The sequence below is a fragment of the Chitinophaga terrae (ex Kim and Jung 2007) genome, assembly GCF_900107795.1.
Taxonomy (GTDB): Bacteria; Bacteroidota; Bacteroidia; order Chitinophagales; family Chitinophagaceae; genus Chitinophaga; species Chitinophaga terrae.
Genome location: NZ_FNRL01000016.1, coordinates 98,433 through 118,509 on the forward strand (window position 1 = coordinate 98,433; position 20,077 = coordinate 118,509).

Here is a 20,077-nt window from a genome sequence, read left to right on the forward strand (position 1 = left end):
GGGGACTTTTTTTATACCCGCATAAAAAGAGGAAGCAACCAGTGCTTCCTCTTTAATATGATATTTGTTAAGTGATTCAAACCAGGATCCTTCCCGTGAATAAACAACTGCCTGTTAAATGTATTAATGATCTTTCTTCGGTTGCGCCGGCATTGTCGCCTTTGGCGCCGGTTTCTGCTCTTCCTTCTCTTTATTATTTTCCTTATTCTCCTTTGGTTTGGCAGGTTTAGTCGGTTCCGGCTGGTCATATCCCGGCTGTGCAAAATCGTCGGCAGCTCCTGATCCATAATCATCCGCCGATCCGTTTCCTACGTTCTCTGATTCCGCTCCCGGCTGTACATTGGAATCATAGTTCATATAGATATCATCTTCCGCCATGTTAGGAGGAACAGGGAAATGATCGTTGGAACCGATCTTCAGGGTGGGATCTGCATATACTTTCTGCATAAACAGCGCCCAGATAGGCAGGCCGGTGTTAGCACCCTGACCAACTGCTGTGGTACTGAAATGGATAAAGTTGTTTTCGCATCCAACCCAGGCGCCTGCCAGCAATTTAGGGGTATAGCCCATAAACCAGCCATCGGTGTTATCGTTAGTGGTACCGGTTTTACCAGCTATTTCGCCCTGGATGTTATAACGGGAACGGACACGGGCTCCGGTACCTCCGGGCGCCACTACCCCTTCCATCATCTTCACCATGGTATATGCTTCTTTTTCGCTGATCACTTCACGTTTAACAGGAGCAAAGGTTTCCAGGATATTGCCGTTACGGTCTTCGATCCTGGTGATGTAAATAGGTTTGGTGTTGATACCGCGACCCGGGAACATCGTATAGCCCTGCATCAACTCGTAGAGCGAGATCTCTACGGCTCCCAGCGCAATAGCCGGGTAAGCGGGGATATCGCTGCTAAAGCCAACTTTATTCTTCGCAAAGTCTGCAAATGCCTTGGCGCCTATCTGTTTGATCAGGTAAGCGGCAACCAGGTTAAGCGACTTTGCCAGTGCGCCGGCCATGGTAATAGATCCGCCGGTACTGCCTTCGGAGTTCTTAGGCTGCCAGCCATTAATATTAATAGGTTCGTTCGGCAATACTGTATTTGGCGACATACCGTTCATAATAGCAAAGCAATACAGGAACGGTTTGAAGGTAGAACCAACCTGGCGGCGGGTTTTAGCTACGTGGTCGTTTTTGAAGTAACGGAAATCCGGTCCGCCTACCCAGGCTTTCACCTCCCCGCTTTCAGGGTCCATTGCCATAAAGCCCGCCTGTAAAATGGCGCGCATATATTTGATGGAATCCAGCGGGGTCATTACTGTATCAATTTCATTCAGATCAGGTTCTGTAGCGCTCTTCCAGCCGAACACCTTCATCCTGGTTGGCGTGTTGAATGCTTTGGCAATGGCAGAATCGGAAGCTTCGTCTTCTTTCATTGCTTTGTACCTATCCGACTCTTTCATGTATTGATCCAGGAACTTTGGCCATTTTTTCCAAACGTTGCCTGTTTTAATATCATTCTGGGCAAAAAGTGATTTTTGCAATACAGCCAGGTGCTTGGCTACTGCTTCTTCTGCATACAACTGCATTCTTGGGTTAATGGTCGTATAGATCTTCAGGCCATCCCTGTACAGGTTATATTCAGAACCATCGGATTTTTTATGCGTTTTACACCAGCCTTTCAGCTCATCGCGCAACACTTCCCTGAAGTAAGGCGCCAATCCTTTGTTATGGTCTATTTTGTTATAGTGAAGTACTATAGGTTTACTTTTAGCGGATGCAGCTTCGGCAGGCGTGATAAACTTCTCTTTCAGCATATTGTCTATCACCGTATTCCGGCGGATCAGGGCATTCTGCGGGTTGCGGCGAGGGTTGTAAATAGTGTTCCCTTTCAGCATCCCTACCAATACCGCTGCTTCTTCTATGGATAAATGACCTGCATCTTTACTAAAAAACGTACGGGCCCCGTTCTCAATACCATACACATTATCTCCGAATGCCACGGTATTCAGGTACAGGGTGAGTATTTCCTGCTTGGTGAAATTCCTTTCCAGTTTGATCGCCATGATCCATTCCTGGATCTTCTGGAAACCGCGGTACAGGGGATTGGAGGAACGTTGTTTACCATTATCCGCCTGCAGGTTCAGCGCCAGCTGCTGGGTAATGGTACTGGAACCTCTTTTCTTACCGATCAGCAAATAGAAAGGAATAGCCAGGGTACCTTTAGGATCGATGCCTGAGTTATCGTAAAAACGGCTTTCCTCTGTAGCGATCAGCGCATTGATCACATTTTTGGAGATCTCGTTGTAATCGCTGCTCGAACGGTCTACCTGGTAGTATTTTCCGAGGATGGTACCATCTTCTGCTATTACTTCAGAGGCCAGGGAGGCGCGTGGATTTTCCAGTTCATCCAGCGACGGCATGCCGCCAATGATCCGGAAATTGATCAGCAATACAAGGAGGATAATAAAACCAAGAAATCCAAAAGCCACCAACCACAGTATTTTCACCGATTTTTTCATGCGCTATAATAGTTTGTTTAACAGTTGCCCTTCAACCTAAAAGAATGGCAATTTATATTATCTGTTGGCTATATAATATTTTTTTTCAATAAAGTTCTTACTGCAATAAACACGCCTGTTTATAACAGTTTGACCGACAAAGATATTTAAAATCCAGGGGATTTGCAGATTTGCTGAAATTTAGGATTTTGTTATGAACTGTTTAGTTATTAGTGGTTTCATAATTATCTGCAAAGAACTTCCGGTACCCGTTCAGGTCTTTGGTGCTGTTCAGCAGGATAAAGTTATCCCGTGAAATAACGAAAAAGTTATAGTCGTTACGTTGTATCCGCGGGATGATAGTGACTGCGGCCTCGTCGCGTATTTCGTCGAAATAGGCCAGCGCTTTATCTTCGTTGGGGAACAGCCTGAAGATCAGCATTACTTCGTTCGGCGTTAATACGAAACTTCCCACTTCAATCTTTTCACCCGCATGCTTGGTTGCGTTATAACGGGTAAACTGGCTCAGTCCTTCATCCATCAGTTCTTTCGACACACGCTGGAATGACAGCACCACGAAATAAGGATTATCTGCCGTCAGCTTATAGGGCGTAACCGGTTTTGCAGGTTGCACCGGACTTGGAGGCGCCGGCAGCGGCGAAGTCATTTTAGCAATGATCCTGGCCGAATCCGCAGGCACCTTAGCCGTATTTACCTTGTCGGCCAGCACCGGCTGCGGGTTTTGCCATGGATAACGCATGGAAACATTTTCATCGATCACCGGGTTGCCATCGGCGGTTTTCTTTATTTCCAGGTTCGCGAGGTAATTGGTCAGTTCCGCCTTCCTGTCTAACGCTTCCATCAGCAGGAGGGCCTGGGCATGCACTTCCTCGTCGGCGGCGTATTTGGTAAGTACCTGCTGCACTGCTTTGCGCGCCAGTTGCAGGGTATCGCCAGCCTGGGCGGTGTCCATCCTGATGGCTAACATAGCTTCCAGCAGATCGAATTTTGATTGCAGGAAATTAACTCCAAAAGTACTGTCGGCCTGTTGTTTCAGGGCTTTTGCCGTTTCAAAATTGCCGCTCTTGAAGGCGAGGTAAGCTTCGTTATATGCTTTGGTGATCTCTTTCTTCTTTTGCCCGTCTATGTCTTTCAGGCCTCCGGACCTGATAATGTCTGCGAAGTTGGTGTTCCCGTACTGGTTCAGCACCATGGTCTTGTACCTGTCGGCTTCCCTGGCATGATTGGCCTTGTTATGCCAAACGTACAGGGAATAGATCACTTCAGGCTTGCGGGGATGCTCAGGATAGAGGATCAGCAGCGAGTCGTAGGTTTCAATGGCCAGGGGGCTGTCGTCCAGTTTGTCGTGATAGAGCTTGCCCAGGTCGAACCAGGCTTCTTTTACAGAAGCGGAGGCGGTTTCCATTTGCGCCGGTGTTAATGGCAGCCCGGCCGTCAACTGGTCTACCGTTAAGCTGTCGGGAGAGCCGGATGCGTTAGTGTTTGCCAGCGCTTCCTGGTCTTCAGGTATAAGAGGCTGATTGGAATTTGGATTTACCACGCCATTCTGGCTGCGCCTCCAGTTATCTCCGGCCGCCCGGTTGCCCCATTTACGTTTAAACTCCGCATAGCCGGCTGATTTGCTGGCGGCATTATAAAAATACCAGTCGCCTTTTTCTTCCTTGGGCGAATAGGCGCCGTTGTTATTGGTAATATTGGCCAGTCCATCTGTTGCTGACGTAGCATCCAGGGCCTCTTTCAGCTTTTTGGTGTTGGATTCTTTTTTCATGCCGGCCAGGAGCTTGGAAAGGTAGATATTCCTTTCGGAGGGGTCCATAGCGGCGATCCGCATTAAGCTGTCCTGTTTCTTTATGATATCCAGCTTGGCAACAACTTCTGAAAGTGCGTCTTTACGGGTAGTAACGATGGCTGCATCTTTAAAGTCCTGGGTCATTACTCCGGCAGTGCTGTCGTAGTATTTTTTCGCATCCACATAGTTGCGATGATCGTAATAGAGATCGGCCAGGCCTTTATAGGTAAGCGCCCGCTGCATCAGGTTATCGCTCGGTTGTTTGAGCGATTGTTTCATGTAATTGGCTGCGGCGTCAGGATCTTTCTTTGCAACCAGGGCGCCCATGGTATAATAAATACCATCCCTGAACCTTTCGAACTTTTGTTTGTGCAGCATGCGTTTGAGTCCTGCCAGGCTCCTGTCGGGGTCGCCGGTTGTTTGCGCATTGATGATGGCTATCTGTATCCTTGCCTGGAAGTCCATCATCGGGTCGGGTTTCAGGGCAATCACATGCCTGAACTCATCCATTGCCGAATCCGGTTGCTGCTGCATAGCGTATAGTTGTCCGAGTATAAACGCCATACGGGCTTTCGACACCTTGTTGCGGCTCTTTGCTATGGCCAGTTTCAGGGGTTCGATAGTTTCCGGGTAGCGTTTCTGGATATAGTTGCTGTATGCCCTTACCTCGGCCAGGTCGCCATCGAGGCGATGAGGGAAGTTAGGGTCAGAGTTGAGTACATTGAGCAGCGACTGTACTTCATCGTAGTTCTGCATGGCCAGCAGGGTACGTGCCTGCCATAAGAAGGCATCGTTCCTGGCTTTTTTATGTTTGAGGGAGCCGAATAAGCCGTTCCTTTTCTCTTTGGAGGCGATAGAGATCTGGTCGTTCTCGTGTGCTCCTACAACTGTTTTGTATTCTGATTTATTTTTAGGGGCGAAAGCGATGTTGATATACCTGAAGGTTTTATAGGCGTTATCCAGGTCGTTTTCGTAGAAATAAGCGCGTCCGAGGAGCAGGAAGCAATCGTCTATCCATTTGCCGCGGGGATCGTGCAGCTGGATGCCCATGTTGCTTTTTTCTATTACTGAATCCAGCTCTCCTTTGCTGATGTCGCTGTTCTGGAGGCTATATGGGTAGAAGGGAAGCAAAGCGGTGTAATCGTCCTGCCCGTCGCGGTTGGCAGATTTCACAACCCTGTCCAGTTTTGTTTTAGCATGGAAGTAATAATTGAAGCGGGTGGCCATGTTCTGGAAGAACATCCTTTTCCAGTTCCATTTCTTTTTTTCCAGCATTACTTCTGAGGGAGGTCTCCTGTCTTGCACTCTGGGTTCTCTGGGTTTAAACAGGGGTTTCATCCCCGTGTGCTGCTGCCGGGAGGTGTCTGCTTGCCCCCTTACAGGAGTTGATCTGTTCTGGTTTTGAGGTCTTTGCTGCGCAGTTGCTGAAATAAGCCCCAGGCAAAATGACAAAACAACGAGTACCAGACTTTTATGTAGCAATTTGATGCGATTCATGGATGCCAGGGTGTATAGGCTATATTATATAACTCTCAGTTTGGAAAAATATTTTAAAGATAGGATAAAATAGTTGATTGCGATGGTTGATTTCAAAGCAATTAGAGAAAAGCGGGAACATAGATAAAATTTTAATACACTGGTTTTCAGATTATAAAGATGTTAACTTTCAGGAATCGTCAAAACAAACTTCCCAATTTTACAATAATGATTAACTTTAACGCCTTAAATTCCTTAAGCAGTATTTACACATGGCCCGGAAGGTGAATAAAAACAACAGAAGAAGTTTGGAAAAGTTAAGTCATAAATACCGTCTGGTAATTATGAATGAAGATACCTATGAAGAAGTCACATCTTTCAAGCTTTCCCGGATGAGTGTTTATATTGCATTCAGTACCCTATTTGTATTATTGGTTGCTATCACTGTAGCTACCGTAGTATTTACGCCATTACGCTATTATATACCGGGATATGGTGATCTGAAGCAACGCAAGGAATTTATTCATCTGAAAATGCGGGCCGATTCGCTGGAACATGCGGTGATGCTGCGCGATCAATACCTGAATAATATCAAGCAGGTTATCAATGGTGAATTTACGGGCAAGTTAGACACGACAAGACTAAAGGTTCCGGCGGTAGACAACAGCACCTATTGATTTTTGTAACAGAAACTATTCTTTTTATTATTTGAATATTTTAGTCCTACAATCACGAGCGGGTAGCGGACCAATCCTATTTTTGTTAAATGTTATTTTTTTTGTATATTTATTAAATTGTAACAACTAAACTTGGAAAACCTAATTCCCTATGTTCAATAACAGTCAGAAATCGAAAGGTGACAACAAGGCGATGCTGCCGTCATCAACAATCAACATTATCGGTACTGGAACTACTATCCAGGGCGACATCGTATGCGAAGGCGATATTCGTATTGATGGCCAGGTTACCGGCCTTGTATCTACCAAAGCCAAGATCGTAGTTGGGCCGGAAGGCGAAATCAGCGGCGACCTGGTATGCCAGAGTGCAGATATACTGGGCAAGGTAACAGGTATCATTAAAGTAGAAGATCTGTTGTTCCTGAAGGGCAACGCATTGGTAAAAGGCGATGTTTATACAGCTCATTTCGAAATGGAGCCTACAGCCAAATTTAATGGCCGTTGCTACATGGATGAACAGGCGCCAGCTGATCACCAGAAACATGGAAAAACCGTCCTCCAGGAAGCAGAATAATCTAAAACTGATATATCGTTACGCCGGGTTAGCCTTCCAGATGATGGCTACGCTCGGCCTGGGTGTCTTTGCCGGATATAAGCTCGACCAGCGTATAGGCTGGCGGTTTCCCGTATTTTTGCTTATTTTTTCTTTAATTGCTTTAGCCATAATTTTGTGGCAAATTATCAAAGACACCAGAAAGCATGACTGACAGATTTTTTATTAGATTATTCGCTGTATTCGGGATCCTTAACGGCATTCTGTTCATGATAAAACCACAGCTCCTTGACCAGGGTATGCACGTCAATATCCTGATGATAGGAAACCTGTTGCTGGCAATTATTACCCTGGTGTCTTACCTGATGAGTCGCCAGGGCTTAGCCTCTGCCAATAACAACGCCTTTGTAAGGGCCGTGTATGGCTCTATGCTGTTTAAATTCTTCCTTTGCATCGTTGGCGTTGCAGCCTATGTGCTTACTTACCGTCCTAATGTCAGTAAACTAACTGTATTTACCCTTCTTTTTCTCTATCTTCTCTATACTGTTTTTGAAACATTCAGCCTTTTCCGGCTGACCAGGTTAAAAAAGTAAACTGTTGAAAAAAGAGGCGCCACTTCATGCTTTAGCGGCTTACCTGCCAGAAGGCACTTTCGACCAGGTAATGGATTTTATCCGCACTTACAAGGTACATCTCACCATTACCCGGGAAAGAGCAAGTATCCTGGGCGATTACCGGCATCCCGACGGAACCGGGAAAGGACACCGTATCAGCGTAAACGGATCACTGAACAGGTACGCCTTTTTGATCACCTTGCTGCACGAGATCGCACACCTCACCACGTATAATAAATACGCGAATAATGTGCCTGCCCATGGTAAAGAATGGAAGCAGGAATTCAGCTTTATCCTGAAAGGGTTTGTAGGCAAAAACTACCTGCCCCCGGATGTGGAAATGGCTATCAGGCAAAGTATAACCAACCCGGCGGCCAGCTCCTGCGCCGACGAAAACCTTATGCGGGTCCTCAGAAATTACGACAGGAAAAAAGAAAATCATTTATTCGTGGAACAGATACCCCTGCACGGTTTCTTCAGAACAAAGGATGGCAGGGTATTCCAGCGGAACGAAAAAATAAGGAAACGATACAGGGGTACAGAGATCGCAACCGGCAAAGTTTATCTTTTCAGCCCGGTATACGAAGTAGAATTAATTGCAGAGATGCAAAAGTGAGAAAGATGATCTGCTTCTCCCTTCTGCATCCCTGCTAACTATATTACTGTTTTTCCATTCTTCTTATTTCAGCAAACAAAGCTTTGAAAGTATCCACATTATCCTGGGTTCCTTTCCTTACGCCCTTACGGTTGTAATACCCGTCTATAAACTCACGGGTGCTTACCCACATGGTTTCAAATACGCCTGGCATACGCTCGGATAAAGTCCTGGAAAAATCGGCCCTGAGGGCATTTTTGCGGGCAAGGTAAACCTGCTCCAACTGCGCCAGCGCCACATCCTTTTTCCCACATGCCGATGGCAGTACCTGGAAACCCTTTACTGCAAAATAACCAGGCGTCGGCGGCGCATCTTCATACTTCCAGTCACAAATCATAATATCCTTCGGTATCATGTCTATTGCCCGGGCTGTATTATTCATACTTGCCTGCCAGGCCAGCAGGTTGGTCACTTTTCCATCTATCAGCCTGTCGCTCCACATCCACATCTGGCATTTCTTTTCCTTCAGATGCTGGTGCAGCGCATTTACATAACCGGCAAACAGTTCTGCTTTGTCCCGGCCTCCGCAACGCGGACATTTATCATACCCGATGATCCATGCTTCATCCAACCCCACATGAAACGCATCCGCTCCTGTAACATCTATCAACTCATCCATCAACGGGAAAATAATGCTGAACAGGTCAGGATGCAGGGGGCAAAGACACTTGCTGTAAAAGTCGAACATGCCTCCATCCTTCCAGGGAACAGGAGGACCGTAATCCGGCGATTCGTCCAACTGCGGATAATTCTTCAGCAACGACAACATTTCTGTTTGCTCCGACTGGTGCGCCAGCAGGTTCATTGTAGGGATAAAACGGATGCCCGCTTCCCTGCAAGCCTGGACAATCTGCTTAAGATCGCTCTCCGATATTGCATTCTTTTCACGGATCTTAGGATTGGATTTAAACTGGTACCAATACTCGATCCTCAGCGCCAGGGTATTCACTCCTTCCGCTTTCAACGCTTCCTTAATAAAGCGGCATAGCAGCGGCACATCTTCCGGCGGCGGCACACTTAACAATAATCCCTTTACCGGTAATACATTCCATTTAAATTCTCCCGGCTGCTGTTGCGCCTGGGTCAACAACTGAATGAAACAACACGCTATAGCTAATAAATACTTCTTCATTATTCTGCTGGTTTTATTCTGCAACTACTTTCCTGATACAATTGTTATTTCTGTCTACCACATACACTACTCCATCTTTATCTACCGCCACGCCTGTTGGCGCATTGAACAACGCTGCGGCTCCTGAGCCATCTGCAAAGCCAGGCGTACTTCCGCCGATATAAGTGCTTACATTCCAATCGGCCGGCGTGATCATCCTGATACATTGGTTGGTATTCACTACAGAACCATCTGAAGTTCCGTTACCGGCAACAAACAGGTTGTTATGTTTATCTATTGCGATACCCCATGGATAGTCGAAACGGGCAGCGTTGCCGATGCCGTTCACCAGGCCTGTTTGGCCGGCGGCTCCGGCAATGGTTTCAGGCTCCCAGGTACCGGCTTTGAACTTCTTAATAACCGAAGTACCGTTTTCTGTAACATAGAGATTGCCTGCATCATCTACGGTCACATCTGCGGGGTATACCAATCCTGTAATAATGGCTTTGGCGTCGCCCGACGGCGTTACCTGGAAAATACTTCCCGGGTTGCCGGCGTTGGCGTAGTACATCATCCCATTCCTTTTATCTATCCCCATTCCCCACGCTTCTCCCCAGCATACAAGCGAGGTAGTACCGTCGGGAGTCACTTTCCTGATGGTCCAGGCAGCAGGATCTGTCACGAAAATATTACCATCGTTATCTGTAGCGATATCCAGCGGCAGGTAGAACTGGGCGTCTGCTCCCTTACCTTCTTTATAACCATAGGTACCGCCGCATAACGTGGTAACAGTGCCGTCGGGAGCTATCTTCCTGATGCGCAGGTTGCCTGCATCCGCCACATATACGTTACCGTTAGCATCTACATCCAACCCGCAACGTTTATCAAAGTTAAAAAACGCATTGCTGCCTTTTCCATCGGCAAAGCCGGATGTACCATTACCAGCAAGGGTACTTACTTTGTAGGAAGATTCATATTGAAAGTCTTTGGGCGCTTCGCCTGTTTTACCGTTGATGGTAACCGCTATTTTCCCGCTTCCCGCTTTCTCCGGTATCACGATTAAAATATGATCGCTGATAATGCCTGTGATCAGGGCTTTATGGCCATTGACGGTCACCGTTACGCCGGCAGTATCTGTACTGAAATTGGTACCGTAAACCAATACCTCTGTTCCTGCCGCTCCATGCTCCGGAGTGAACTTGTCTACCACTATCGGCGCGTTGTTATCGTGTACAAAGCCTTTATCTTTTTTGCAGGCGGCCAGCAAGAGGAAGCATACCGCCAGCAGGTTGTATATCGTTGTTTTCATGTATGCATTTTTTACCAACCAGGATTCTGTTTAAAATCGGGATTATGGCCGCTTACCTTATCTATTTCGCTCTGCGGAATGGGCAGCCAGTAGTTCTTAGCCGGGTCAAACACCCTTTTACCTATTACCGGGTAGGTATAGGTAACGTTCCCGGCGCCGTTGCCGCTTACAGCTACGCCATGCACTTCTTTGTTATCTACCACCTCCGCGATCTTCCAGCGCCTTACATCCCAGAAGCGGTGATCTTCCAGCGCCAGTTCTATTCTTCGCTCATGGCGTATCGCGGCCCGCAGGCCCGCCTGGTCGCCGCCTGCTATATCAGGCATTCCGGCTCTTCTCCTGATGGCGTTCAAGGCGTTGTAAACATCGGCGCCCGGACCTGCAACTTCATTCTGCGCTTCCGCATAATTGAGGTATAATTCTGCAGTTCTTATCAGCACCCATTTGCGGTCGGAGCCTCCTGTACCTGCAAACAGGTCTACAGACGGCAAAAGGTATTTACGCGGCCAGTAATTGGTAACGATCTGGCCAGAGCGTGGAGCGTCCGCGCCGTTAGGGTCCAGAATCTTCCCTTTCCAGTTGGCGCCAGGATAAAGAATGGTCGCGTAAAAACGAGGGTCCCTGCCTTCGTAAGGTCGTTGGGCATTGTAGCCGGAAGCCGGGTCGCCGATCGGCAATCCTGTTGCTTTCATCTCATAATCATTCACCAGCTCCTGCAAGGGGGTGATATTCCCGTAACCGTTAGCGCTGCGCGGGTTCATCTCCCTGTCTATCCCTCCATCGCCAAAGGCGCCGGGAGCGCCACGGCTCCAGATCACTTCCCTGTTGAAATACTGGGTGAAAATATCTCCATAATTATCATATAACGTATAGCCGTTAACGATAGCGGTGTCTAAAGCCGCCTTGCATGCGGCAGCAGCGGATCTCCACCTGCCGGCATCATTTCCCGGGTTAAACAGGGGGCTGGCATAAAATAATCTCACCCTGCCTTCCAGCGCCATAGCGATCATTTTGGTAGCGCGGCCCCAGTTGGAAGGACGATCATTATAAGTAACAGGCAACAAAGTACCCGCTTCCTGCAGGTCTTTCAGGATACTTGCCGTTACTTCGTCGATACTGTTGCGTTTCAGGTAAATGCCAGCCGGATCATCGAAGGGATTTTTTTCATCCAGGATCAATGGCAAGCCGCCGAACGCCCGCATCAGTTCAAAATAATAGTACGCTCTCAAGAGTAATACCTCGCCTTTTAAACGGTTGCGGCGCTGCGGGTAGTTCGGATCTTCCGGCACCAGCGAATATTGCGCGAGGAATTTATTACAGGACCGGATCTTGCCGTAGAAATCGCCCCACCAGCTTTGCATAGGAAAGTTGGAAGGACTCATGGAACCATTGTTGAAGTTGCCGGCATACGAGTCGTTCGCCTGGTTCGTTTCATCTGTAGCGCTGCTCAATCCCCATGCTGCGCCGGGTTTGAAGATATTCGGCAAACTCTGGTAAATACTGTTTACAAATCTTTCCGCGTTTTCAATATTCGAAAAGACTTCCTTTTCAGTGATCAGGTCACTTGGTTTTCTGTCGAGGTAATTTTTTCCGCAGGCGGTAAAGCACATTATCAACACTGCTGCGATACCCGATTTAATAACTTTTCTCATACTTATATTTTTATCGCAGTTGCTTAAAGATTAACGGTTATTCCGGCATTGAACACACGCATAATTGGGTAAGGCTGCCAGCCCCAACGGCCGCCGGTATTGGATTCGGGGTCAATGCCCAGTTCCCTCACATTATCCCAGCTGATGAGGTTCATACCATTCATATAGATCCTTGCATTTTTGATCTTTGCTTTTTTCAGCCAGTGCGCAGGCAATCTATATCCTATCTCTGCATTCTTTAACTTGATATAATCAGTGTTCCTGATCCAATAGGTGGAGGAAATGAAATTATTAGCCATGTTGCTTTCTGTCAGGTGAAGCGCAGGGAAGGTAGCATTGGCCGCATTTTCCGGGGTCCATCGGCCTTCGTGGAATGGCCTGAAACTTTCCCGGTAGTTGGCTGTCAGCTGTGCAGAGAAGATCTGCCGGCCGCCTGCTGCCCCCTGGAAAAGGATGCTCACATCCAGGCCTTTGTAATCGAATCCTACCGTAATACCGTAGTAATTGGTAGGCACATTCATCATAGGCAACATTGTTCTGTCGGCCTCGTCTATCTTTCCATCATTGTTCAGATCTTTATACTTAATATCACCAGGGATGAGCGGAGCAAATGTTTGTTTAGGGCTTTTGTTGATCTCATCCTGGCTTTGGAACAGGCCTTCGGCAACATATCCCAGGTCGTACCCTACAGGATGGCCAACAGCGCTCTGGTAAGGATATGCGAGCTTAGGTTCGTCCAGCTCCAGTATCCTGTTCTTCACATACTGGTAGTTCATTTTCGCGAAAACGCCTACCTGGCGGATGTTGGTATAAAGATTCAATTCGCCTTCGATACCCCTGTTGCGGATGCGTCCCATATTACGGTTGAGAGAAGCGGTGATGCCCAGGTAAGAGGGAATGGTGCCTGCATAGGTGAGAATGTCTTTACGGAGCTCATTGAATACATCTACTGAAAACTTCAGTTTGTCTTTCATGAATCCTGTTTCTATACCCAGGTTGGTTTTTGCAGCCTTCTCCCAGGTGATAGCGGTATTGCCTATCCTGTTTTCGTAGTAGCCGCCTACAGAAGAGGCTACGCTGCCAAAAGTAAAGCCATCGCCTCTTGCATAGTCGGACATATACAGCCAACGATCGCCTCCTACCTGGTCGTTACCTACATAACCGTGAGAGAAGCGCATTTTCAGGAAGCTGAAGGCCGATTGCTGTTTCATGAAATTTTCGCTGCTCAGCACCCAGGCGGCAGAAATAGCCGGGAAGAAACCATAGCGTTTACCCGGAGGAAAGTTTTCTGAACCATTGTAGCCGGCGTTGAATTCCAGGTAATATTTAGAAGCGTAGTTATAAGCGAGGCGGCCAACAAAGCCTTCGTATACACGTGGCAGGTTGCCGGATTGCGAACGGTAGTTGCGGTTAAAAAGATATAAGCCGCTCACGGAGTGTTTCCCGAAGTCGCGGTCGTACATGATCTTCAGGTCATAGTAGTAATACCTTTCACCGCTGGAAAAGCCTGAACGCTGCAAGCTCGTAGCCTTACGGTGCTGGGTATACGTACCTTCGCTGCCGGGTACTGATTTATAACGGTACGAATCAAATTCCTGGTCCAGCGCGAAGTTGATATCGCCGTAGTTTTCGAAAGTGAATAAACCTTTTACCTTTAGCCCCGGAGTGATGAAATCCAGTTTCCGCGTTAAGGCAACGCTACCATTGGTGCTGTGCCAGTAAGCATCCAGGTAGCCGTTGCGGGTAAGCATCCCGTAAGGGTTGTAGAAGTCTTCCCGCATGCTGCCGGAAGCAACGGAGCCGTTGGGGTTCAGGCGTGGAGTGAGCCTGTTGGTCATCTGCGACAGCACCACCCAAAGGAATTCAAATCCTCCGCGGTCGGAAGAGGGGCCCGTCCTGTTCTCCAGCCTGGAGGCCAGGTCTACCTGCAGATCCGTGTTCTTGTCGAGGGTAATATCAACGTTGGAGCGGAAATTGAAACGGTCGTATTTGTATTTCACGCCATAGATGTTTTCATTAGCTCGCCTGTAAATCGGCTCCTGGCGCAGGTAAGAGCCGGAAACAAAATAACGTACATACTTGGAGCCGCCGCCGATATTCACATTCAGCGTTTTCTGCGGAGAATTTTTCCTGATCATTTCTTCATACCAATCGGTGTTCGGGTAATCATAGGGCTTTAATCCTGTTTTATAATATTCCAGCTCCTGGTCTGTAAACACGGCGGGCAATCCATCGTTCTTTGCAGCTTCGTTCTCCAGCAGTCCTGATTCATAAGAGCTGAGGAAACGGGGAAAATTAGTAGGTTGTTGCAAAGCATATTGCATATTCACCTGGATGTTGGGGGGACCGTCCTTTCCTCTTTTGGTAGTCACCAGCACAATACCGTTAGCGCCCTGGATACCATACAAGGCAGTGGAAGACGCATCTTTAAGGATAGTAACAGATTCAACTTCGTTAGGGTCCAACTGGCCGATATTGGCATCTCCCCGCGGCAAACCATCGATCACTACCAGTGGGTTGGTAGCCCCTATGGTGCTGATACCGCGAATGAATAACTGCGAATCGTCGCCTCCCGGCCTGCCGGAATGCTGGGCAGTGATCAACCCGGGCAGGCGGCCTGCCAGGGCGTTGGAGAGGTTGGAAACAGGGCTTTGTTTCAGTTCTTTCGTTTGTATGCTGGAAACAGCGCCGGTAACGCTCTGGCGGGTTTGCTTCTGTCCATACCCCAATACCACTACTTCATTCAGGCCCGATTCGGAAGGTTTTAGCCTGATAACCGGCAGTTGTTTATTACCTTTTACCGGCACTTCCACGGATTGGTAACCGATATAGGAAACGATCAATACCCCGTTTTCAGGCGCCGATATGCTGAAGTTCCCGTCTACATCCGTAGCAGTTCCCCTGCTGGTACCTTTTACCTGGATGCTTACCCCGGGCAGTTCCTGGCCATTCTCCGAAGTTACCTTACCTTTTACCGTTATATCGGCAGTGCTTTCAGAAATAGCTACCATGCCTCCTTCCAGGATCTTGTATTTAAAGTTCTTACTCAGCACTTTGTCGAGGATCTCGGGCAGCGTAGCGTCTTTAAAGTTTACGTCCACTTTCTGGTCTTTCGGGAAGGTCTTATAGTTATACAGGAAACGGTATTCGCTTCTTGTTTCTACCCATTCCAACAGCTTATGCAGGGCGATCTGTTTACTGTTGAGGGTAAATCTGCCTGATTCAGCGCGTACCTGGAAAAGGGTAGCAGTTATGAGAATAAGACAAAGCTTCATACACATGAATGTTTTTCTCACTAAATAGTTGGAACGGGCTGTTTTTGAACACAGCGTTTTTTTCATACTTTTGAAATTGAACGTTAGACATTTGAAACAATGAGCATCCCGCACGGACATCTTTGTTTCATTCCATGTTTAGCTTTGAAGGGAAGGTGCAACTTCCCTTTTTTTATGGCAGAAGGAGTGGTTATACAGGTTCCGGAGGTACCAGGTGTAAATTTTTCATACGTTTCGTTTTTAAGTTGGTTGACTAATGGTGCAAATAGATGGTATCTCCTTTAATCGTGTAATGAAAGTCGGCTGTGATCTGCAGCGCTTTCAGTACTTCAGTAACGGTTTCTTTTTTAAAAGTGCCTTTGAATCTGTAATCTTCCGGAAAAGTATCCCTCAGTATAATTTTACGTTTGTACCAGCGGCTCATTAATCGCGCCAGTTCAGGGAAAGATTTGTCTTTAAACGATAGTTTGTCGTCCATCCATTCCAGTTCACTGTTTGTTGTTTTATTGGTCTGCGGATTTAATTGTTCTATGATCGCCACCCGGTCGGGCCACTCTATAACCCTTGCTCCCGGCGGTACGGTAATTGGTTGATCCTTCTTTTTTAATGTCAGTTTTTCACCTGCTTTAAGCGTGAGGGAATTAGATTGATGATCAATTGCAATACTTCCTTCTATTAACGCCGCTTCCAGCGCCTCGTCGTCTTTATAGGCCTTTACATTGAAACGGGTACCCAGTACCCGTACGCGCATATCAGAAGCCCGGATGGTAAAGGGTTTACTTTCATGTTTGGCTACATCGAAAAATGCTTCTCCTTCCAACACCACTTCCCTTTTGCCGTCGGCTATATTCCCCGGATAGCTTAACCGGCTGCCAACATTCATCCAAACCTCTGTTCCATCTTCCAGCGTTATTTTTTTACGTTCGCCTTCGCTGGTACTTATGGCCAGTTGCTGCACTTTATGGGAGAAATAATATTGCAGGCCGGCAGCGCTGATCAGCACTGCCAGTACGGCTGCTACGGCTAATTTCTTCCATTTAAATTTCACTATCCTGGCTGCCGGTTCTTCCCACTCCCCTTCTGCTTTCAGCCGGTCTGTAATATCGTTATAGAGCTGGTGAAGGTCGGGGTGCGAAGTCCCGGCATGCCCCGTTTTCTTCGCCCTGTAGTCTTCGTACCATAATTCAAGCGCCTCTTTTTCTTCTTCCGAACAATTGCCCTGCAGGTATTTTTCCAGTAATCCTATTAATTGGTGATCACTCATTATTTTGGTTGTCTGAAGGTATAGACACACAGTTAAAAAACAACCCTACCCCTTTTTCGTATTTTTTTTCCTATCTTTTGCCTTTCAGAGAGATGTGACTTCCTCACTTTACCGTATAAGTGGAAAGAATGATCGAGTATATTGAATTACAGGACGAAGCATTAACTGCATTACTGGCGAACAATGATAACAAGGCTTTCGAGGCCTTGTACCAGCGTTATGCCCACGACCTGTATCAGCATGCCTACACCCGCTTTCCTGTTCCTCACCTGCTGGAAGACATGATCCAGGACATTTTCATCCATCTCTATAAAAAAAGGAATACCCTTGGGGAAGTAAAAAATGTAAAAGCCTACCTCTATGCCGCCATGCGAAACAGGATCTTTAATGAGATCAGGAATTCGTTGTTGCATGAAAAACATCACCAGCAGATCCCCGCAACCGGCGTTACAGAAACTGAAATCAACTATGATGTAAAGTTGCTGGAGAAAAGATTATCGCAGGCCCTTGATAAATTGACGGAGAGAAGCCGGGAAATATTCCTGCTGAGCCGGCGCGATCAGCTTAGCAATAAAGAGATAGCCCAACGTTTAGGGATATCCGTGAAAGCCGTGGAAAAGCATATGGGGAAGTCGCTGCAGGTAATGCGCGACGAATTTAAAGACTATGGACTGATACTGGCGCTTACAATTGTGCTGTATCATTAAGCGTTTCTGCCATCTTTTTAATATTAAACACCGTACCTCTCCAGTAAAACTCCAGGTGTTTCCTGATCACATCTGTAGGGAAGTTGGAAATATGTACCGTCAGCTGCTGGAGGTTATCAATTACCGACAATTCAAATAACAGGATGCTGTAATTCCCGGGCAGATCCGGGAGCCGGGATATTGAACTGAAATGGCTGTAGCTGAGCGCTTTTTCTTCTTCATACCGCAGCACTATGCCTTTGTTTTTGAAAGGAATGTGATGGAAACCTTTGACCAGGATGGAAGAATTGACCTCCCAGCTGGTAGATATGGTAATGTTCATTTCAGGGCCCATCCATACTGCCATCAGTTCCGGGTTGGTCAGTACTTTCCAGAGAGTGGCGGCTGTACAGTTGATGGTGAGCGTAGTAGAAAAGCTGTCCATACCGCCAAGATAGCATACCCACCCCAGGCAGGCGGCAAAAGTTATATGAACGGTACAAAAACAAACAGGGCGTACCGGATAATGGTACACCCTGTGAATATCGGCAGTTAGACTGGTAACTATTTTTTCCTTTGTTGCTGCATTTCCTGCTGGCGTTTTTGCACCTCTTCGAGGCGCTCCTGCCATTTGGATTTGGTCTTAGGTTTTTTCTTATTCTCCTGGATCTGTGCATGAATTTTATCATGGTTGATGATAAATTTCTGAATCACAAATTGCAACAGGATACTGATAACGTTAGATAAGAAATAGTAGAAGGTCAATGCGGCAGCCAGACGGTTGAAGATACCCAACAGCATGATAGGCATGATGTAAGGCATATACTTCATTACCGGGTTGCTTTGATCTGCCATACCACGGTTGTAGAAGGCGAGGATCAAGCTGGTGATGGTCATAAGGATGGTGAACAAGCTGACATGATCGCCATAGAATGGGATATTGAACGGCAGGTTCACGATCGAATCGTATGTAGACAGGTCTTTTGCCCAGAGGAAGCTTTCCTGGCGCAGTTCGATGGAAGACGGGAAGAAGCTGTACATCGCTACCAGGATAGGCAACTGTAGTAAAGCTGGCAAACATCCGCCTAACGGGTTTACGCCTGCGCTTTTGAAGAGTTTCATCTGTTCAACGCCAAAAGCTTGTTGGTCGTCGCCATATTTTGCTTTCAGTTCATCGATCTCAGGTTTCAGCACTTTCATCTTAGCTTGTGAAACATAGCTCTGGTAAGTGAAAGGAGCGATGAGCAAACGGATGAAGATGGTCAGCAGGATGATGATGATACCATAGTTGCTGATAAAGCCGCTGAGGAAGTTGAATACAGGGATGATAATGAAGATGTTCACATACTTCACGAAAGCGAAGATACCTGTACCCAGGGGAATGATCTTTTGCAGACCTATATCAAATGATTTCAGTGTTTTGTAATGGTTAGGACCGTAGTAGATCTCCATCGGGAAGCTGAAGTCGTTAGCGCGGTTGTAAGGCAGCTGGAGGGTAGACAGCGCCTGGCCTACGATCTGCGGGCTTTCAGGAACCTTTGTATTGATATCAGCGTTGTTGAACAGGTCTTTCTTCGCGATGATGGTAGTATTGAAGAACTGTTGTTTAACGCTGAGCCATTTTACTTTTTTGTCCAGTTTTTCGTGGCTGGTACGGCTTAAAGTAAAGTAGTCGTGTTTCTCATTTTCCAACATGTAGTGCGCCTGGTTGTTCTGGCGTTCGTTCTGCATGTCGTGTTCCTGTTTATCGTCCTGTGTATTCCACTGCAGGTTCAGGTAGTTCTGGTTGCCTGGCAGCAGTTTTTGCAGTCCAACAGCGTGAATGGTATAGTCAACCAGGTAGCTGCCGGGTTTCAGCGCATACTGGAATTCAAGATACGTATTAGGATCGGTGGTATTAAGACGGTAAGCGATGGTTTTAACGCCGCCCGGGCCTTCCTGAGGTTTGCCTGCTGTGAAATACAGGTCGGCGCTGTTGAGCATTTTATTCAGGTTAGCGGGAACTTCAACTGAAAGGCGGTTGAAAGAGCTTTGTTGCAACATTAAAGGAGCGCCATCGTAAGTTTTATAGTCTTTCAGTTGTACGCTGGCAGGCTGGCCACCTTTATTGGTGAAAACGATTTTCACCACATCATTCTCTAAAGTGGTTTTTTCTTCAGTACCGGCAGCAGCGGCTGCAAATAATCCAAATTCGCCGTTTAATAATGCCTGGTGTGCCGAGTCGAGCGGCCCTGCATTCAGCGCACCTGTAGTATCAGCAACCGGAGTTTTAGGCTTGTTAAGCGCTAAAATGGAATCTTGTCTGGCTTTTTCTTTCAAATAAGCGGATTGCTGTTTCTGATTGTAGAAAATGTACCCTACCATCAAAACACCTAACAGTAAAAACCCAATGACCGAATTTCTATCCATGAAATGCAATTAAAATTTAGGCAGCAAAGGTAAGCATGATTTTACGAAATGACCATGCTTTTTAGGTGAAACCCCTGTTAAATGCGGTTA

At 47.0% G+C, this 20,077-nt stretch carries 15 protein-coding genes; 6 read left to right on the forward strand and 9 right to left on the reverse strand.

The annotated features are described in order from the left end of the window. Positions 1 to 123: 123 nt before the first annotated feature. Positions 124 to 2,517 (reverse strand): penicillin-binding protein 1A, encoded by a 2,394-nt coding sequence (locus BLV62_RS17390; protein WP_089763234.1) that lies wholly within the window; start codon positions 2,515 to 2,517, stop codon positions 124 to 126. A gap of 202 nt (positions 2,518 to 2,719) precedes the next feature. Continuing rightward, the gene (gene porW / locus BLV62_RS17395) at positions 2,720 to 5,611 is read right to left on the reverse strand and encodes a type IX secretion system periplasmic lipoprotein PorW/SprE (protein ID WP_139170240.1); all 2,892 of its coding nucleotides are present in this window, start codon (positions 5,609 to 5,611) and stop codon (positions 2,720 to 2,722) included. A gap of 515 nt (positions 5,612 to 6,126) precedes the next feature. Here porW and BLV62_RS17400 point away from each other — a divergent pair. The 5 genes from BLV62_RS17400 (at position 6,127) to BLV62_RS17420 (ending at position 8,242) form a co-directional block, all read left to right on the forward strand. Continuing rightward, positions 6,127 to 6,459 (forward strand): hypothetical protein, encoded by a 333-nt coding sequence (locus BLV62_RS17400; protein WP_258522434.1) that lies wholly within the window; start codon positions 6,127 to 6,129, stop codon positions 6,457 to 6,459. A gap of 151 nt (positions 6,460 to 6,610) precedes the next feature. Continuing rightward, on the forward strand, positions 6,611 to 7,033 hold the full coding sequence (locus BLV62_RS17405; protein ID WP_211117834.1) for a bactofilin family protein: 423 nt from the start codon (positions 6,611 to 6,613) through the stop codon (positions 7,031 to 7,033). Positions 7,034 to 7,076: 43 nt separating this feature from the next. Beyond that, positions 7,077 to 7,226: an AtpZ/AtpI family protein gene (locus tag BLV62_RS29000; RefSeq protein WP_370875302.1), complete on the forward strand. Its 150-nt coding sequence runs from the start codon at positions 7,077 to 7,079 to the stop codon at positions 7,224 to 7,226. 55 nt (positions 7,227 to 7,281) lie between these two features. Then, the gene (locus BLV62_RS17415; RefSeq protein ID WP_139170242.1) at positions 7,282 to 7,605 is read left to right on the forward strand and encodes a hypothetical protein; all 324 of its coding nucleotides are present in this window, start codon (positions 7,282 to 7,284) and stop codon (positions 7,603 to 7,605) included. 4 nt (positions 7,606 to 7,609) lie between these two features. After that, a complete protein-coding gene (locus tag BLV62_RS17420) occupies positions 7,610 to 8,242 on the forward strand; it encodes a SprT family zinc-dependent metalloprotease (RefSeq protein WP_089763239.1) in 633 nt (210 codons plus the stop codon). Positions 8,243 to 8,285: 43 nt separating this feature from the next. Here BLV62_RS17420 and BLV62_RS17425 read toward each other — a convergent pair whose 3' ends face one another. From BLV62_RS17425 to BLV62_RS17445, 5 genes are all read right to left on the reverse strand, one after another. Beyond that, the gene (locus BLV62_RS17425) at positions 8,286 to 9,413 is read right to left on the reverse strand and encodes a family 20 glycosylhydrolase (protein ID WP_139170244.1); all 1,128 of its coding nucleotides are present in this window, start codon (positions 9,411 to 9,413) and stop codon (positions 8,286 to 8,288) included. 13 nt (positions 9,414 to 9,426) lie between these two features. Further along, a complete protein-coding gene (locus BLV62_RS17430; RefSeq protein WP_139170250.1) occupies positions 9,427 to 10,701 on the reverse strand; it encodes an IPT/TIG domain-containing protein in 1,275 nt (424 codons plus the stop codon). An 11-nt stretch (positions 10,702 to 10,712) separates the two neighbouring features. Then, positions 10,713 to 12,353, reverse strand: coding sequence for a RagB/SusD family nutrient uptake outer membrane protein (locus BLV62_RS17435; RefSeq protein ID WP_089763242.1), 1,641 nt, complete (start codon positions 12,351 to 12,353; stop codon positions 10,713 to 10,715). A 23-nt stretch (positions 12,354 to 12,376) separates the two neighbouring features. Beyond that, positions 12,377 to 15,628 carry a SusC/RagA family TonB-linked outer membrane protein gene (locus BLV62_RS17440; RefSeq protein ID WP_168927888.1) on the reverse strand — a complete coding sequence of 1,084 codons (3,252 nt, stop codon included), beginning with the start codon at positions 15,626 to 15,628 and terminating at the stop codon, positions 12,377 to 12,379. A gap of 253 nt (positions 15,629 to 15,881) precedes the next feature. After that, positions 15,882 to 16,892 (reverse strand): FecR family protein, encoded by a 1,011-nt coding sequence (locus BLV62_RS17445; protein WP_089763244.1) that lies wholly within the window; start codon positions 16,890 to 16,892, stop codon positions 15,882 to 15,884. Positions 16,893 to 17,020: 128 nt separating this feature from the next. Here BLV62_RS17445 and BLV62_RS17450 point away from each other — a divergent pair, with 128 nt between their 5' ends. Beyond that, on the forward strand, positions 17,021 to 17,599 hold the full coding sequence (locus BLV62_RS17450) for an RNA polymerase sigma-70 factor (RefSeq protein WP_089763245.1): 579 nt from the start codon (positions 17,021 to 17,023) through the stop codon (positions 17,597 to 17,599). Here BLV62_RS17450 and BLV62_RS17455 read toward each other — a convergent pair. Both BLV62_RS17455 and yidC read right to left on the reverse strand, forming a co-directional pair. Then, on the reverse strand, positions 17,577 to 18,209 hold the full coding sequence (locus BLV62_RS17455) for an SRPBCC family protein (RefSeq protein ID WP_089763246.1): 633 nt from the start codon (positions 18,207 to 18,209) through the stop codon (positions 17,577 to 17,579). The two genes, BLV62_RS17450 and BLV62_RS17455, sit on opposite strands and share 23 nt — an antisense overlap. After that, on the reverse strand, positions 18,143 to 19,987 hold the full coding sequence (gene yidC / locus BLV62_RS17460; RefSeq protein WP_089763247.1) for a membrane protein insertase YidC: 1,845 nt from the start codon (positions 19,985 to 19,987) through the stop codon (positions 18,143 to 18,145). Before yidC ends, BLV62_RS17455 begins: the two co-directional genes overlap by 67 nt. Positions 19,988 to 20,077 lie beyond the last annotated feature (90 nt).

Coding starts and splice junctions, on each gene's coding strand:
- BLV62_RS17390 (WP_089763234.1), bottom strand. CDS start 2,517: ATGAAAAAATCGGTGAAAATACTGTGGTTGGTGGCTTTTGGATTTCTT.
- BLV62_RS17400 (WP_258522434.1), top strand. CDS start 6,127: ATGAATGAAGATACCTATGAAGAAGTCACATCTTTCAAGCTTTCCCGG.
- BLV62_RS17405 (WP_211117834.1), top strand. CDS start 6,611: ATGTTCAATAACAGTCAGAAATCGAAAGGTGACAACAAGGCGATGCTG.
- BLV62_RS29000 (WP_370875302.1), top strand. CDS start 7,077: ATGGCTACGCTCGGCCTGGGTGTCTTTGCCGGATATAAGCTCGACCAG.
- BLV62_RS17415 (WP_139170242.1), top strand. CDS start 7,282: ATGATAAAACCACAGCTCCTTGACCAGGGTATGCACGTCAATATCCTG.
- BLV62_RS17425 (WP_139170244.1), bottom strand. CDS start 9,413: ATGAAGAAGTATTTATTAGCTATAGCGTGTTGTTTCATTCAGTTGTTG.
- BLV62_RS17430 (WP_139170250.1), bottom strand. CDS start 10,701: ATGAAAACAACGATATACAACCTGCTGGCGGTATGCTTCCTCTTGCTG.
- BLV62_RS17435 (WP_089763242.1), bottom strand. CDS start 12,353: ATGAGAAAAGTTATTAAATCGGGTATCGCAGCAGTGTTGATAATGTGC.
- BLV62_RS17440 (WP_168927888.1), bottom strand. CDS start 15,628: ATGAAGCTTTGTCTTATTCTCATAACTGCTACCCTTTTCCAGGTACGC.
- BLV62_RS17445 (WP_089763244.1), bottom strand. CDS start 16,892: ATGAGTGATCACCAATTAATAGGATTACTGGAAAAATACCTGCAGGGC.
- BLV62_RS17450 (WP_089763245.1), top strand. CDS start 17,021: ATGATCGAGTATATTGAATTACAGGACGAAGCATTAACTGCATTACTG.
- BLV62_RS17455 (WP_089763246.1), bottom strand. CDS start 18,209: ATGGCAGGAGCGCCTCGAAGAGGTGCAAAAACGCCAGCAGGAAATGCA.
- yidC (WP_089763247.1), bottom strand. CDS start 19,987: ATGGATAGAAATTCGGTCATTGGGTTTTTACTGTTAGGTGTTTTGATG.